This window comes from Arthrobacter sp. zg.Y820, assembly GCF_030125555.1.
In the GTDB taxonomy this organism is placed as follows: domain Bacteria; phylum Actinomycetota; class Actinomycetes; order Actinomycetales; family Micrococcaceae; genus Arthrobacter_B.
The window spans coordinates 420,419-435,787 of record NZ_JASKLX010000009.1 but is presented as its reverse complement, the minus strand read 5'-3'; the positions used below and the strand labels follow the sequence as shown (position 1 = coordinate 435,787).

Here is a 15,369-nt window from a genome sequence, read left to right as displayed (position 1 = left end):
GAACGCGCCGGCGGGCGGAAATTGCCCGGTTCAGCGCACAGTGAAAAGTCCGCCCCGCCCGGAGCATCAATAGCACGCATCCGCCAAGTCAACGTAGGGTAAGGATGAACCGTCACTATCCCGGGAGGTAGTTTTGAAGAAGAAGGACCGCATGGCCCGTGACTTTGAATCCAATGTCACTGCAGGCGTAGAGACCGCACGTGACTGGGCTGCACCGAAGGTGGAAGCTGCTCGTGACTGGGCAGTGCCCCGCATCGAAAAGGGCATCGAGACCGCCTCACCCAAGATCCAGGAAGGCCTCCAGAAGGTCGGAGACGGTGTTGCCGCTGGAGTAGCAACGGTCACCCCCCGCATCCAGGAAGGCCTCCAGAAGGTCGGTCCGAGGATCAGCAAAACCGTGGACGAAGCCACCCCCCGCATCCAGCACACCCTGGACCGCGCCACTCCGGCTATCAACGGAGCGCGGGACAAGGTTGTGGAGGACTACATTCCCAGCCTCTCCACCCGCATCGGTGATGCCTCGGCTACGGTAACCCGCAGCCTGGGTGCCGCTTCGATTCCGGTTCAGACGGCGGTTGCCAAGGCAACCGGCAACAAGAAGGCGCTGAAGAAGGCCCGGAAGGCAGCCGCTCAGGCAGCCAAGGCCGCCCGCAAGAGCCAGAAGGGCGGCGGCAAGGGCTGGCTGATCTTCGGCATCATCGCAGCAGCCGTGGCTGCAGGCGCCGCCGCGTGGCGCGCCTCGCGCCCGGTGGAGGATCCGTGGAAGACGCCGGCACCGGCTAAGCCCGAGACCATTGCGGTTCCCGAGCCCAAGCCCGCCGCTGCCAAGCCCGCCGCCGCACCGACGGCTCCCGCTCCGACGGCTCCCGTGACCCCGGCTCCCAAGCCCGCTGTCAGCAATGCCGACAAGGCTGCTTCCAACGGCAAGGAATCCGCGAAGGAGACCAAGGAGACCGTTGCCAGCATCAAGGAGGCCGCGGAGCGCGCCGCTGCACGGTCCGGTGAAAAGGGCGCGGAGGCCGCCAAGCACAGCAAGGAAGCCGCTTCGAAGGCTGCTGACGCTGCCAAGACCTCCGGTGCACACGCCGACAAGCCCTCGGAGAAGACCGCCGAATAACCCGGTAGCTTCACCGCAGTTCGCTTAGCCAAAGGAGGGCTCCCGCATTCGCGGGAGCCCTCCTTTGCGTGCTGCGTCGGTTCAGTCCCCGATGTCTCCGCCCAGGGCGGGCGGCGCCGGCGGAAGCGCCTGGGCCCGGGAGCGGCGCCCCTGCCCGGTTACGACGACGGCGAGGCCGGCCAGGATAAGCGCCAGCCCGGCGTAGGTTCCCGCCGGCAGCTGCTCGCCGAGGAACACCGCGGCCAGGATGGCGGCACCGGGAATCTCCAACAGGATGATCATGGAAACCACCAGCGGCGAGATCACTGCCAGCAGATGGTTGAACACGGTGTGGCCCAGCAGCTGGGCCACAACGGTCACGGCCAGGATTCCCGCCCACGCGGCCGGTTCAAAGGACACCAGCGGCTGCCCGAAGGCCGCGCACAGCACCAGCAGGAGTGCTGCGCACAGCCCATAGCAGAGCGAGGTGTAGGTGCCGGTGCTCATGGTCGCCCGGGCCTTGCCTCCGGCGATGGTGTACAGCCCGGCCAGCGCCCCGCCGGCCACGGCCAGCAGGTCTCCGATGAGCGCATCGCGGGACAGCGCCAGGTCAAAGCCCGTGATGACGATGACGCCGGCAAGGGCCGCTCCCAGCCCCGCCAGCACCCGGGGAGCGACCGGAATGCCCCGGAACAGGTTGAAGAGCGCGATCCATCCCGCCTGCAGGCAGACCAGGGCCGTCGCCGCAGCCACCGAGGTGAGCTGCAGTGCGGTGATGAAGCAGGCGAAGTGCAGGGCCAGGGCAACTGATGCCAGGGCAGTCCATTTGGTCTCGGCGCGGGTCAGGCGGGCGAAACCTCCCGGATTGCGCAGCACCGCCGGTGCCCCCATGACCACCGCGCCCAGGGCGTTGCGCCAAAAGGCTATGGCCAGGGCGGGGGCTGCCGTGGCTGCCATGATGGGGCCGGAAGCTGATACTCCAAGGACGCCGATCACGGCGAGTAAAACGGTCACAAGAGCAACAATAGGTGACCCGGCGGAGAGTTACGGAACGCGGCAGCTCGAGGGTTAAACGCAGAAAGTCCCGGCCAGCGGCCGGGACTTTCTTTCGGTGGAGGCACGGGGACTCGAACCCCGAACCCCCTGCTTGCAAAGCAGGTGCGCTACCAATTGCGCCATGCCCCCGAAATGTGAACTCATCCAGTGTACCCCACCCGGACCTGCGGTGGAACCGATTCATTCTTTACTGAAGATCAATCAACCTTGTCGGTTGCGGACTTCCAGACGGATTTCTCCACGGCAGTTTCCTGCCATTTTTTTACCGCAAGGATTCCCGCGACTGCCGCTGCAGCTGCTGCCAGCAACTTCTTCACAGTGCCTCCTTGCCTAGTGGCGCATCACCTTGCGGTGATGTTCCGTGGGCGCACCAGGACTTGAACCTGGGACCTCTTCGTTATCAGCGAAGCGCTCTAACCGCCTGAGCTATGCGCCCCGATACCTTCTCGGGCCGAGATAAAACTTTACCCCACCTCCGCCGGGAACCCAAATCCGGATCCCATTTCGGTTCGATTTTCTGCCCGGCCGGCGATTTTGCGGAGCCGGCCGGGCAAAATAATCGGAATTTTGGCGGATTTTTCCGCCTAGTCGTCCGTCAGGGTGACACCGATGCCGCCCACGAGGGTGGAAGCGATGTTGTACAGCACGGAGGCGAGCATGGACAGCGCCGTCAGCAGCAGCACGTTGACGACCGCGATGATGGTCGCGAAGGAGACCACCTGCCCCAGCGATGCGAACTCGCGGAGGTCAAAACCGCCGGATTCGGTGCCGGCAATGTCGCCCAGAAGAGTGTTGACCCGGTCAAAGATCCCCGTCAGGTCCAGGACGGTCCACAGCACGATGGCCGCGACCACTGTCACCACGCCCAGGGCCACCGACAGCAGGAACGCCATCTTCAGCACGGACCAGGGATCGATCTTGCTCACCAGGAGGCGTGCCTTGCGGGCCTTGGCCTTCGGTGCAGGCTTGACGAGCGGTTGCCGGTTGGCCGGAGCGCTCTGACCACCCCCGGGGCGCTGGGCCGGACGCGCGGGTGTCTTTACCCGCGGACCGGTGCCCGACGTCGACCGCGGATTTGAGTTGGTCGAGCTCACTCGTTACCTCCATCTTCTGCTGGCTGCGCATCCTGCGCGGCCGTTGTGTCTGTAGCCAACGGTACTTCATCGGCCTCGGTGCCAGCAGACTCTGCTGCGGTCTGGGGCGCCGTGGTTCCGGCTTCCGGGGCGGCGGGGTTGCCCTCGTCGTCGTCGGCTTCTTCAATGCCCAGATCGCGTTCGGAGTTGCGCGCCACTGCGATGATGCGGTCGTTCTTGTCGGGCTTGGCAAAGATGACGCCCATGGTGTCGCGGCCCTTGGCAGGGACTCCGGCCACGGAGGAGCGGACCACCTTGCCGCCCTGCATGACCACCAGGACTTCGTCTTCCTCCTGCACGATCATGGCGCCGACCAGGTGTCCGCGGTCCTCGGCGTACTTGGCCACCTTGATGCCCAGTCCGCCGCGGCCCTGCACGCGGTATTCCTCCACCGCGGTGCGCTTGGCGTAGCCGCCCTCGGTGACGATGAACACGAAGGAATCTTCGGTCACGACATCGGCGGCCAGCAGTTCATCGTCCTCGCGGAACTTCATGCCGGTCACACCCGAGGTGGCGCGTCCCATGGGGCGCAGGGCATCGTCGGTGGCCGTGAAGCGCAGCGACTGGCCCTTGCGGGAAACCAGCATCAGGTCGTCGGTTTCCGACACCAGCTGGGCGGAGACCAGCTCGTCGCCGTCGCGCAGATTGATCGCGATGACGCCGGCGGAGCGGTTGGTGTCGTAGTCCTCCAGGCGGGTCTTCTTCACCAGGCCGCGCTTAGTGGCGAGCACCAGGTACGGAGCGGCGTCGTAGCCGGGCAGGTCCAGCACCTGGGCGATGTGTTCGTCCGGCTGGAAGGCCAGCAGGTTCGCCACGTGCTGGCCCTTGGCGTCGCGGCCGGCTTCGGCCAGCTCATAGGCCTTGGCGCGGTAGACCCGGCCCAGGTTGGTGAAGAACAGCAGCCAGTGGTGCGTGGTGGTGACGAAGAAGTGCTCGACGACGTCGTCGCCGCGCAGCTGCGCGCCCTTGATGCCCTTGCCGCCGCGGGCCTGCTGCCGGTAGTTGTCGCTGCGCGTGCGCTTGACGTAGCCGCCGCGGGTAATGGTGACCACCATTTCCTCTTCGGGAATGAGGTCTTCCATGCTCATGTCGCCGTCGTAGCCCATGAGGATGTGCGTGCGGCGGTCGTCACCGTACTTGTCGGTGATTTCGCGCAGCTCGTCGCTGACGATCTGGCGCTGGCGCGCCTCCGAAGCGAGGATCGAGTTGTATTCGGCGATTTCGAGCTGCAGCTTCGCGTACTGGTCCTGGATCTTCTGCCGTTCCAGGGCAGCCAGTCGGCGCAGCTGCATGTCCAGGATGGCCTGGGCCTGCAGCTCGTCGATGTCCAGCAGGCCCATCAGGCCGGTTCGGGCCTCTTCGACGGTGGTGGAGCGGCGGATCAGGGCAATGACGTCGTCCAGGGCATCCAGGGCCTTGAGCAGGCCCAGCAGGATGTGGGCCACTTCTTCGGCCTTGCGCAGCCGGTAGCGGGTGCGCCGAACGATCACTTCGAGCTGGTGGGTGACCCAGTGCCGGATGAAGGCGTCCAGGCTCAGGGTGCGCGGCACCCCGTCCACGATCGCGAGCATGTTGGCGCCGAAGTTTTCCTGCAGCTGGGTGTGCTTGTAGAGGTTATTCAGCACCACCTTGGGCACGGCGTCGCGCTTGAGCACGATGACCAGGCGCTGGCCGGTGCGGCCCGAGGTTTCATCGCGCATGTCGGCGATGCCGGTGACCTTGCCGTCCTTGACCAACTCGGCGATCTTGATCGCCAGGTTGTCGGGGTTGGCCTGGTAGGGGAGTTCGGTGACCACCAGGCAGGTGCGGCCCTGGAGTTCCTCGACGCTGACGACGGCGCGCATGGTGATGGAGCCGCGGCCGGTGCGGTAGGCATCCTCGATGCCCTTGTGGCCCAGGATCTGTGCGCCGGTGGGGAAGTCCGGGCCCTTGATGCGGCGGATCAGTTCCTCGAGCAGCACATCGTTGGGTGCTTCCGGGTTTTCCAGGTACCACTGGACGCCGTCGGCCACTTCGCGCAGGTTGTGCGGCGGAATGTTGGTGGCCATGCCCACGGCGATGCCGGAGGAGCCGTTGACCAGGAGGTTCGGGAAGCGGGCCGGCAGGATCGTCGGCTCCTGGTTCCGGCCGTCGTAGTTGTCCATGAAGTCGACGGTTTCCTCGTCGATGTCACGGACCATTTCCATGGCCAGCGGGGCCATCTTGGTTTCGGTGTACCGGGGTGCCGCGGCGCCGTCGTTGCCGGGGGAGCCGAAGTTTCCCTGCCCCAGGGCCAGCGGATAGCGCATGGTCCAGTCCTGGATCAGGCGGACCAGGGCGTCGTAAATGGCCGAGTCGCCGTGCGGGTGGTACTGGCCCATGACTTCGCCGACCACGCGGGCGCACTTGTTGAACGAGCGCTCCGGGCGGTAGCCGCCGTCGAACATCGCGTACAGGACACGGCGGTGCACGGGCTTCAGGCCGTCGCGAACATCCGGGAGGGCGCGCCCCACGATGACCGCCATGGCGTAGTCCAGGTAGGACCGCTGCATTTCAGTCTGCAGATCGATCTGTTCAACCCGGTCTGAGAGGGTCTCTTCACTCATTGGTTGTTCCGTTCTTCAAAAGCTCTGTAAATCCGCTGACGCTGAGGAGGGGTGGCGTGGTCCTAGATGTCCAGGAAGCGCACATCCTTGGCGTTCTGCTGGATGAAGTTGCGGCGTGATTCCACGTCCTCGCCCATCAGGACGGAGAAGATTTGGTCCACGGCGGCGGCATCGTCCATGGTGACCTGCAGCAGCGTGCGGTGGTCGGGATCCATGGTGGTGTCCCAGAGCTCGGTGTAGTCCATCTCGCCCAGGCCCTTGTAGCGCTGGATGCCGTTGTCCTTGGGCAGGCGCTGGTTGTTCGCCAGCCCGCGGGACACCACCTCGTCGCGTTCGCGGTCGCTGTAGACGTAGTCGTGGGCGTGGTTGGACCACTTGATCCGGTACAGCGGGGGCTGCGCCAGGTACACGAAGCCGCTCTCAATCAGCGGGCGCATGTAGCGGAAGAGCAGCGTCAGCAGCAGCGTGGTGATGTGCTGGCCGTCGACGTCGGCATCGGCCATCAGCACGATCTTGTGATAGCGGGCCTTCTCCACGTCGAAGTCCTCGCCGATGCCCGCGCCGAACGCGGTGATCATGGACTGGACCTCGGCGTTGCCCAGGGCCCGGTCCAGGCGTGCGCGCTCCACGTTCAGGATCTTGCCGCGCAGCGGCAGGATGGCCTGGGTCTCGGGGTTGCGGCCGCGGACGGCGGAACCGCCGGCCGAGTCACCCTCCACAATGTAGATTTCGGACTTGGACGGGTCCTTGGAGGAGCAGTCCTTGAGCTTGCCGGGCATGCCGCCGGATTCCAGCAGGCCCTTGCGGCGGGTCGATTCGCGGGCCTTGCGGGCCGCGAGGCGGGCCTGGGAGGCCTGGATCGACTTGCGGATCACGTCGCGGGCCGGGCCGGGGTTGCGCTCCAGCCAGTCGCCGAGCTGGTCGGTGACGACCCGCTGCACGAAGCCCTTGACCTCGGAGTTGCCGAGCTTGGTCTTCGTCTGGCCCTCAAACTGCGGTTCCGCCAGCTTCACCGAGATGACGGCCGTCAGGCCCTCGCGGATGTCGTCGCCGGTGAGGTTGTCATCCTTTTCCTTGATGATGTTCTTCTCGCGGGCGTAGCGGTTGATCAGCGACGTCATTGCGGCGCGGAAGCCCTCTTCGTGGGTGCCGCCCTCGTGCGTGTTGATCGTGTTGGCGTAGGTGTGGACGCTCTCCGAGTAGGCGGTGGTCCACTGCAGGGCCATTTCCACGGCCATCTTTTTGTCATTGTCTTCGGTCTCGAAGGCAATGACGTCGTCGTGGATGGCCTCGTACCGCTTGGACGTGTTCAGGTGCTTGACGTAGTCCAGCAGCCCGTCCTTGTACATGTAGTCGACCACGCGGTGCTTGGGGCCCGTGTCTTCGCTGTCCTCGCCCGGGGCAGCGGTGATTTCCTCGGGGCCTTCCTCAAGCGTCCGCTCGTCAGTGAGCACGATCCGCAGACCCTTGTTCAGGAACGCCATCTGCTGGAAGCGGGCGCGGAGGGTTTCGAAATCGAATTCAGTGGACTCGAAGATGCTGGCGTCCGGATAGAACGTCTGAATCGTTCCGGTGGCGTCGGTCGCCTCGCCCTTGCGCAGGCCGCCCACCGGGTGGCCGCCGTCGGCGAAGGACTGGTGCCAGACAAAGCCCTGCCGGCGGATTTCGGTCTCCACCCGCGCGGAGAGAGCGTTCACAACTGAGATGCCCACGCCGTGCAGACCGCCGGAAACGGCATAACCGCCGCCGCCGAACTTGCCGCCGGCGTGCAGGATGGTCATGACAACCTGGACCGTCGGCATGTTTTCGGTCGGATGCATGTCCACCGGGATGCCGCGGCCGTTGTCCTCGACCCGCACGCCGCCGTCGGCCTGCAGGGTGATGTTGATCCGGTCGCAATAGCCGGCCAGGGCCTCGTCCACCGAGTTGTCGACCACTTCATAGACCAGGTGGTGCAGACCGCGGGGCCCGGTGGAACCGATGTACATGCCCGGGCGTTTCCGAACGGCCTCGAGGCCCTCCAGCACGGTGATTTCGTTGGCACCGTATTCGTGCGGAGTGGCCTTTTCGGGCTCGCTGGTGTGCTCTGCTGTTACGTCAGCGTTGTCCATCTCATTGTCGTTAGCCACAGGTGCTGTCGACTCCTCAGTGTGTTGGTCAAAAATTGATGCCTCTCCCCAGGACAGGCATCTCAACTTCCAATTCTACCGTGCCGCAGGGTCCATTACGGCCCAAAACACCCTGCTAGCGGCCACCAAAGCTGGCTATGAGCCCATATCGCCCCCGACTCGGGGTCCGGATATGGCCGGAGGGGTTTCGGAGCCGCTGAAAGCCACAGAGCAACTGTGAGGGGGAGTACTTTCGGCTCCGGGTGAAAGCCCCGCCGCCGGGGTGTCGGCCGCGCCGCGGCGGGTCCGGTTCTGCGGTTCCGGTGCTATCCGTAGGTGTCCCGCGGGCCGCGTCCCTTGACGGTGCGCAGCCCCTTGCGCCAGTTGGGCGCGGCCGGACCGATCACTTCGATCTTGGTGACGACGCCGGGGCCGAGTTCCGCATCGAACCGGCTGATCAGCGCGCTGCGCAGCAGCCGCAGCTGGGTGGCCCAGGCGGTGGAATCGCAGCGGACCTGAACCGTGGTGTCAGAGAAGGACTCCGGCTTGCAGTGCGCGCTGACATCGGCTCCGACCAGTTCTTCCCACCGTGAAATCACCGACCCCACTGCCACGGGGGAGTTCCAGCCGCGTTCGCTGACGAACCGGTTGAAAACCTTGCCCACGCCCTGGGGATCCCGGCCGGTGTATTCACCCGGCACGAACGGCAGCGCGGCCCGGCGGTGTCCGGCCTTGCGCCGGCCGGCCGGGATCCGCTGGTTGCCGCGGGCCTGGGCGGCCTGCCGCATCCGGTTCAGCTGGGCCTGGGCCGCGTCCTGGCGGATTTCCGCCTCGTCGGTTTCCGGCCGGCCCGTGGCGCCTGCGGGCGGCAGCCCGGCTCCGGGATCCGGTGTGGTTCCCTCGCCGCCTTGTCCGTCAGACGGCGGGAACACTGATGCCTCCGGGAACCACTGTGATCAGTTCCCCGGCCAGGGCTTCGGGAATGTCTCCCGCCACGGCGGCGGTGACGAGCACCTGTTCGGCGCCGGAGACGATGCCGGCGAGCCGGCTGCGGCGCTGGACATCGAGTTCGGCAAAGACGTCGTCCAGGATCAGGATGGGTCCGGCTCCCGGGCTCTCGTCGTCGTCGAGGAGCAGGTAATACGTTCCCAGCCGCAGGGCCAGTGCGAAGGACCAGGTCTCACCGTGGGAGGCGTACCCCTTGGCCGGTGCCTGACCCAGAATGAGCTCAAGATCGTCCCGGTGCGGACCCACCAGCGAGACTCCGCGCTCAATTTCCCGGCGGCGGTTGGCCAGGAAGGCCGCCAGGAAACGCTCGGTCAGCTCGGCTTCGGTGAGCGCGTACAGCTCCTCCGGGTCGGGATCGCCGACGACGGCGCCGTCGTCGTTCACCGCGCCCTGAAGGGTTGAGCGGTAGACGGCGCGGGCGGCCTTGGAGCCGTCCGTCAGGTCCCGGTAGGCGCTCTGCAGATGCGGCTGCAGCCGGCGCAGTGCCTGCAGCCGGGCCGCGAGCAGGCGGGCGCCCGCAACGGCCATGTGCTGGTCCCAGACTTCCAGGGTCGCTTCGTGGGAGGCGGTGAAGCGGCCCGCTGCGCGGGCCGATTTCAGCAGGGCGTTGCGCTGTTTGAGCACGCGCTCATAGTCGCTGCGGGTGGCAGCATGGTGCGGCACCAGCGAGACGATCAGGTCGTCGATGAACTTGCGCCGGCTGGACGGGTCGCCCTTGACCAGGGTGAGGTCTTCCGGAGCAAACAGGACCGTCCGGCACAGCCCCAGGATCTCCCGCGCGCGCACCGGGTTGGCGCGGTTGATCCGGGCGCGGTTCGTCCGGCCGGGATTGAGTTCCAGCTCCACGCTGGTGCGCCGGGTGCCCTTCACCAGCCTGGCCCGCACCAGCGCCTGGTCAGCATCGAAGGCGACCAGCGGGGCATCGGTGCTGACCCGGTGCGAGGACAGGGACGCCAGGTAGCCGATCGCTTCGACAATGTTGGTTTTGCCGGTCCCGTTGGGCCCGACGAAAACGGTGACTCCGGGTTTGAGCTCCAGATCCAGCTGCGCGTAGCTGCGGAAGCCGGTCAGTGAGAGGTAATCAATGTACAAACCCGTCCACCTTTGTCCTGCCTTCCGCTTGGCCGTTTTTCTGTTCCTGCTGTCCTGCGTTCCTGCTGTTTCACCGAAAGCCGTCCGGCAGGTTCCTGTCTTCCAGCCTACTGCCGCCGGACTACTCCGGGCTGCCGGTGCCGTCGACGGCGGCCGGCGGCAGGTCCGGGAGCGGTTGCGGGGGCTGCTGCAGTGCCTCCGCCGGTGCACCGGCGGGCTTCGCCGGGTGTCCCCCGAACTGGTTCCGCAGTGCCGCCACCATCTTCATGGCCGGAGATTCGTCCTGCCGGGACGCGAACCTGGCGTACAGGGCTGCGGTAAGGGCCGGCGCCGGGATGCCGCTGGCAACAGCCTCCTCGACCGCCCATCTGCCGGCCCCGGAATCCTCCGCGTAACCGGCAATCCGGCTCAGCTCGGGATCTTCATCCAGGGCATTGAGCGCCAGGTCAAGCAGCCAGGAGCGGATCACGGTGCCGTCCTGCCAGGCGTGCATGACGGCGGGCGCATCCGTGATGATGTCCTTGCCGGCCAGCAGCTCGTATCCCTCGGCGTAGGCCTGCATGAGACCGTACTCGATGCCGTTGTGAATCATCTTGGCGTAGTGCCCCGCACCCACGCTGCCCGCATGCACGAAGCTCCGCTCCCGGGGGCCCTCTGGCCGCAGGGCGTCGAAGACGGGCATCGCCAGGGCAACATCTTCCGCGTTGCCGCCGACCATCAGGGCGTAGCCGTTTTCCTGGCCCCAAACGCCTCCGGAGACACCGCAGTCCACATACCGGATGCCGGCGGCGGCCAGCTTCTGCGCGTTGGCGAGATCGGCGTCGTAGCGGGAGTTGCCGCCCTCGATGACCAGGTCTCCGCCGGCCAGGACCTCGGCCAGATCAGCGATCACGGCATCGGTGACTTCTCCGGCCGGAAGCATTACCCACACCACCCGCGGCGAGGGCAGCTCAGCCACCAGTTCGGTCAGCGACATCACGTCGCTGACCACCGGATTCCGGTCGAAACCGGTGACGTCGATACCGTTGCGGCGCAGCCGCTCACGCATGTGGAAACCCATTTTGCCGAGTCCGATGAGGCCAATGTGCATTTCGGGTTCCTCTTCCTTGCGTCCGCGGCCGGAGCGGGCCCCGCCCTACTGGTTGGGCAGCCGGACCGGCATCAGCAGGTACCGGTAGTCTTCCTGGTCATCGCCGGTGAGTTCTTCCTGAGCGGAAATCACGGCCGGCTTCGGCGGCGTGGTGAACGAAAAGCGCACGTACTTGCTCGGGAAGGCGCCCAGGCCCTCGCTGAGGTAATGCGGGTTGAAGGCGACAGTGATGTCGTCGCCAATCAGGGATGCTTCCAGCGCCTCGGAGGCCTGGGCATCTTCTCCCGTGCCGGCGTCCAGCGTGACCTGGCCGTCGGTGAAGGCGAGCCGCACGGGGGTGTTCCGCTCGGCAACCAGCGACACGCGGCGCACGGCTTCCACCAGGGCGCTGGTTTCCACGGTGGCGTGGATCGGGGTGTTGTCCGGAAACAGCGACCGGATTTTGGGGTAGTCGCCGTCCACCAGCAGCGAGGTGGTGCGGCGTCCGCCGCTTTCAAACCCGATGAGTTCGCTGTCATCCGAGAACGCGATGTTCAGGTCTCCGCCGCCGCCGAGGGTCTTGGCAACTTCGTTGAGGGTCTTGGCCTTGACCAGTGCGCTGGTGGAGATGCCGGGGGTGGCCGGCTTCCAGGACAGCTCGCGCAGGGCAAGCCGGTACCGGTCGGTGGCCAGGAAGGTGATGAGGTCATCTTCGATCTCCATCCGCACCCCGGTCAGGATCGGCAAGGTGTCGTCGCGGCTGGCGGCGATGATGACCTGGGACACGGCCTGCGCGAAGGCTTCGCCGTCGACGACGCCGCTGACCTCCGGAAGCGCCGGCAGCTCCGGATACTCGGCAACGGGCATGGTCGCCAGGTTGAAGCGGCTGTTGCGGCAGGTCAGCGTGACCTTCGATCCGTCCGTTTCAACTTCGACGGGAGCAGACGGAAGGCTGCGGCAGATTTCGGCCAGGAGCCGGCCGGAAACCAAGATGGTGCCTTCTTCGGCGATGTCGGCGGCGATCTGAAGCCGGGCCGAGATCTCGTAGTCGAAGCTGGCAATGCTCAGTGATCCGCTCTCCGCCCGAATCAGCAGGCCCGACAGAACCGGAACCGGGGGACGCGGCGAGAGGGAACGCGCTGTCCATGTAACCGCTTCGGCCAGGACATCCCGCTCAACTCTGAACTTCACTGCAGGGTGCCGCCTTTCACAACGTACTTTTCAGTACAACTGAATCTTCATGACAAGTGAGGGAGCGTCGCGTGCCCTGCGGCGCCGCAGCTGCGCCGCATTTCGAGACACCATCTCAGGATGGGCCGCGAATGACAACAATACTCCGTGCCAGCTTAGCTTCCGACCCGCTGTTGATGCACGGTGTCCAAGTCTCCGCTGATCCGCCACCGGCTCTTCATGGAAGACATCAGATGTTCGTCCCGTGCAGGATGCGAGGGTGGTCCGGAAAGGTCAGATGTTATTTGGAGGAACCGAATTTCTTAAGGTTCGTAGTGTTAATAACTCCTGTGGATACTGTGGATAACCCGGCCCATCGGGGCGTCATGGCGGTTTAAGCCTGTGGATAACCTGTGGGTCCCCGCTGCGGGGATCTCGCCGGGCTGTGGGGAACTTTTCTGTAATTCCGCGTATCCACAGGGAAGTGCTGCTTGCGAGGAGTTATCCACCGGGTTATCCACACCCTTGTCCACATCTGTTAATTTTGAGCCCCTGCGGGGCCCCGGATCCCCGCCAGCGCGCGGATTATGCCTCGCGCTGCTGCTGCTTGATTCGGTTGGTAAGTTCCGTGACCTGGTTGTAGATGGCCCGGCGCTCGGCCATGAGCTCCCGGATTTTACGGTCCGCGTGGATGACTGTGGTGTGGTCCCGGCCGCCCAGCTCCTGGCCGATCTTGGGCAGCGACATGTCGGTCAGTTCCCGGCAGAGGTACATGGCGATCTGCCGGGCCGTGACCAATGTGCGGGTTCGTGATTTCGAGCAAAGTTCCTCGAGGCTGATCTGGAAGTACGCTGCCGTCTGCCCGAGGATCGATGCGGCGGTGATCTCCTGTGCGCCGTCGTCGGTGATCAGGTCCTTGAGCACGATTTCGGCCAGGCCGACGTCCACCTGCTGCCGGTTCAGGCTGGCGAACGCGGTCACGCGGATCAGCGCACCCTCAAGTTCCCGGATGTTGGTGGAAATTTTGGATGCGATGTACTCCAGGACATCGTCCGGAGCGCTGAGGCTGTCGCCGATGGCCTTTTTGCGCAGGATCGCAATCCGGGTTTCCAGCTCCGGCGGCTGCACATCGGTCAACAGGCCCCATTCAAAGCGTGAGCGCATGCGCTCCTCGAAGCCGGAGAGCTGCTTCGGCGGGAGGTCCGAGGTGATGACGACCTGCTTGTTGTGGTTGTGCAGGGCGTTGAAGGTGTGGAAAAACTCTTCCTGCGTGGCATCCTTGTTGGCCAGGAACTGGATGTCATCGATCAGCAGAATGTCCACGTTCCGGTAGAGCTGCTTGAAGCTGGCGCCCTCGTCATAGCGGATGGAGTTGATGAAGTCGTTGGTGAACTCCTCGGAATTCACGTAGCGCACCCGGATGCCGGTGTAGAGATGCCGTGCGTAGTGTCCGATGGCGTGCAGCAGGTGGGTCTTCCCCAGCCCCGAGTCGCCGTAGATGAACAGCGGGTTGTAGGCCTTGGCCGGTGCTTCGGCTACTGCGACGGCTGCGGCGTGGGCGAACCGGTTGGAAGAACCGATCACGAAGGTTTCGAAAACATACTTGGGATTCAGCCGGCCGAACTCCTGGGAGGTGCTCGGCGGCGTCGGCGACGGCGCGCTCTCTCCGCTGGGAACCGGGCTGGGAGCCGGCCGCTCGGGTTCGGGCTCGGGATCGGCCTTCACCGCCGGGATCATGTCAGCGTCAATGACAAAGGCACACTGGATGTCGGCCTGGAAGACTCCGCGGAGCACCTCGTCCAGAATGTGCTTGAGCTGCGTCTGCAGGACTTCGCGGGTGAGCTCGTTCGGAACGGCCACCAGCAGAGTTGTTCCGATCAGGCCCTGGGCCTGGGCCAGGACCACGAATCCGCGCTGCCGCGGAGAGACCCGGTCATCGGTTTCCAGTGTCCGAATGACCTTGCGCCAGGAACTGCCGACGTCGTTGATTTCGTCCGTGCCCACAAAAACCTCTCGTGATCGCCCTCAGCGGTCTCAGAAAACATGGAAGCCCGAGCGGGTTTCCGGCGGTTCATCCACAGACTTATACACAGTTGGTGGATAAAACGCCCGTGGCCAAGCCTAGAGGATGATTTACCCCCGTGGTAGCTGGATTCCGGCTGTGGACAGACGCTGGGACGGGGCTCACACCAGTGTGTGTTCGGGCTTCATCAAGGCAGTTGTCCACAGGTGTGGATGAAATTGTATGAACAGGGCAGCCGGCCGTTGAGGCGCTCCCCGGTTTGACTGGCGGCGGTCATGCCCCTACCGTGGAGTAGTCCTTTGTGTCTGCTATCTGCACTCATTCATGCCCATCAGGGTTCTGGGAATCAGGGTCCAGGTCCGGGTTGAGAGCAGTCAGACACATGAAATAAGCGCCGCTTGTTCTTCCCCCTTGTCGTAGCAAGCCAGCGCAACTCAGATTGTCTTGGAGTAACTACCGTGAGCAAGCGGACTTTTCAGCCGAATAACCGCCGTCGTGCCAAGAAGCACGGCTTCCGCCTTCGCATGCGTACCCGTGCCGGCCGTGGAATCCTTTCCGCACGCCGCGCCAAGGGCCGTACCGAACTGTCGGCCTAAATAGCCTCAAGTTTGTCGATGCTGCCCAAACGCAGCCCCGTCTCCGATTCCAGGTGGTCTGAATGCTGGCCGTAGGGAATCGGGTGCGGACATCGGCGGATTTTTCTTTTACTGTACGTTCCGGTGCCCGCAGTGGGCGCCGGAACGTCGTGTTATATGCGGTGGACACAGGGGCAAGCCCTACCCGCGTAGGCTTCATCGTCGCGAAAAGCGTCGGGAACGCCGTGACACGGAACCTCGTTAAGAGAAGACTGAGAGAAGCAGCTGCCCAGAGTCTGCGTGAGTACCCCACCGGGTTCGATATTGTCGTCCGTGCGTTGCCGCCGGCGGCAACGGCGTCTTGGCAGGAGCTTCGCACAGACTATCTGGGCGCGCTGCGTACGTGCGCCGGGAAACTCGACCGCGCCCGCTCGCTATGCCAGAAGGGGTGATC

General features: G+C 64.9%; 13 protein-coding genes and 2 tRNA genes. 3 read left to right on the top strand and 12 right to left on the bottom strand.

What is annotated here, in order from left to right:
* Positions 1–151: 151 nt before the first annotated feature.
* Positions 152–1,117 carry a hypothetical protein gene (locus QNN99_RS11020; RefSeq protein ID WP_229966489.1) on the top strand — a complete coding sequence of 322 codons (966 nt, stop codon included), beginning with the start codon at positions 152–154 and terminating at the stop codon, positions 1,115–1,117.
* Between the two features lie 81 nt (positions 1,118–1,198).
* Here QNN99_RS11020 and QNN99_RS11015 read toward each other — a convergent pair whose 3' ends face one another.
* The 12 genes from QNN99_RS11015 to dnaA all read right to left on the bottom strand — a co-directional run bounded on the left by QNN99_RS11015 (position 1,199) and on the right by dnaA (position 14,321).
* Positions 1,199–2,110 (bottom strand): DMT family transporter, encoded by a 912-nt coding sequence (locus QNN99_RS11015; protein ID WP_229966488.1) that lies wholly within the window; start codon positions 2,108–2,110, stop codon positions 1,199–1,201.
* Positions 2,111–2,208: 98 nt separating this feature from the next.
* A tRNA-Ala gene (locus tag QNN99_RS11010) sits at positions 2,209–2,281 on the bottom strand.
* A 68-nt stretch (positions 2,282–2,349) separates the two neighbouring features.
* A complete protein-coding gene (locus QNN99_RS11005; RefSeq protein WP_229966487.1) occupies positions 2,350–2,469 on the bottom strand; it encodes a DLW-39 family protein in 120 nt (39 codons plus the stop codon).
* 45 nt (positions 2,470–2,514) lie between these two features.
* Positions 2,515–2,588, bottom strand: a tRNA-Ile gene (locus QNN99_RS11000).
* Positions 2,589–2,736: 148 nt separating this feature from the next.
* Entirely contained in the window at positions 2,737–3,246 is a 510-nt protein-coding gene (locus QNN99_RS10995; RefSeq protein WP_229966486.1) for a DUF3566 domain-containing protein, read from the bottom strand.
* A complete protein-coding gene (gene gyrA / locus QNN99_RS10990) occupies positions 3,243–5,870 on the bottom strand; it encodes a DNA gyrase subunit A (protein ID WP_229966485.1) in 2,628 nt (875 codons plus the stop codon). Before gyrA ends, QNN99_RS10995 begins: the two co-directional genes overlap by 4 nt.
* Positions 5,871–5,932: 62 nt before the next feature.
* The gene (gyrB, locus tag QNN99_RS10985) at positions 5,933–7,999 is read right to left on the bottom strand and encodes a DNA topoisomerase (ATP-hydrolyzing) subunit B (protein ID WP_442860514.1); all 2,067 of its coding nucleotides are present in this window, start codon (positions 7,997–7,999) and stop codon (positions 5,933–5,935) included.
* 305 nt (positions 8,000–8,304) lie between these two features.
* Positions 8,305–8,910, bottom strand: a complete 606-nt coding sequence (locus QNN99_RS10980; RefSeq protein WP_442860513.1) for a DciA family protein — start codon at positions 8,908–8,910, stop codon at positions 8,305–8,307.
* On the bottom strand, positions 8,894–10,078 hold the full coding sequence (gene recF, locus QNN99_RS10975; RefSeq protein WP_229966484.1) for a DNA replication/repair protein RecF: 1,185 nt from the start codon (positions 10,076–10,078) through the stop codon (positions 8,894–8,896). Before recF ends, QNN99_RS10980 begins: the two co-directional genes overlap by 17 nt.
* A 121-nt stretch (positions 10,079–10,199) precedes the next feature.
* On the bottom strand, positions 10,200–11,168 hold the full coding sequence (gnd, locus tag QNN99_RS10970) for a phosphogluconate dehydrogenase (NAD(+)-dependent, decarboxylating) (protein ID WP_229966483.1): 969 nt from the start codon (positions 11,166–11,168) through the stop codon (positions 10,200–10,202).
* A 45-nt stretch (positions 11,169–11,213) separates the two neighbouring features.
* Positions 11,214–12,338 (bottom strand): DNA polymerase III subunit beta, encoded by a 1,125-nt coding sequence (dnaN, locus tag QNN99_RS10965; protein WP_229966482.1) that lies wholly within the window; start codon positions 12,336–12,338, stop codon positions 11,214–11,216.
* A 564-nt stretch (positions 12,339–12,902) separates the two neighbouring features.
* Positions 12,903–14,321 (bottom strand): chromosomal replication initiator protein DnaA, encoded by a 1,419-nt coding sequence (gene dnaA / locus QNN99_RS10960; RefSeq protein ID WP_229966481.1) that lies wholly within the window; start codon positions 14,319–14,321, stop codon positions 12,903–12,905.
* A 477-nt stretch (positions 14,322–14,798) separates the two neighbouring features.
* Between dnaA and rpmH the strand changes: the two genes are divergently transcribed.
* Both rpmH and rnpA read left to right on the top strand, forming a co-directional pair.
* Positions 14,799–14,936, top strand: a complete 138-nt coding sequence (gene rpmH / locus QNN99_RS10955) for a 50S ribosomal protein L34 (protein ID WP_056010217.1) — start codon at positions 14,799–14,801, stop codon at positions 14,934–14,936.
* A gap of 62 nt (positions 14,937–14,998) precedes the next feature.
* The gene (gene rnpA / locus QNN99_RS10950; protein WP_229966480.1) at positions 14,999–15,367 is read left to right on the top strand and encodes a ribonuclease P protein component; all 369 of its coding nucleotides are present in this window, start codon (positions 14,999–15,001) and stop codon (positions 15,365–15,367) included.
* Positions 15,368–15,369 lie beyond the last annotated feature (2 nt).

Bases quoted from the DNA above. Each gene is read 5' to 3' on its own strand.
- QNN99_RS11020 (WP_229966489.1), top strand. From the start codon at position 152: ATGGCCCGTGACTTTGAATCCAATGTCACTGCAGGCGTAGAGACCGCA.
- gyrA (WP_229966485.1), bottom strand. From the start codon at position 5,870: ATGAGTGAAGAGACCCTCTCAGACCGGGTTGAACAGATCGATCTGCAG.
- gnd (WP_229966483.1), bottom strand. From the start codon at position 11,168: ATGCACATTGGCCTCATCGGACTCGGCAAAATGGGTTTCCACATGCGT.
- rnpA (WP_229966480.1), top strand. From the start codon at position 14,999: ATGCTGGCCGTAGGGAATCGGGTGCGGACATCGGCGGATTTTTCTTTT.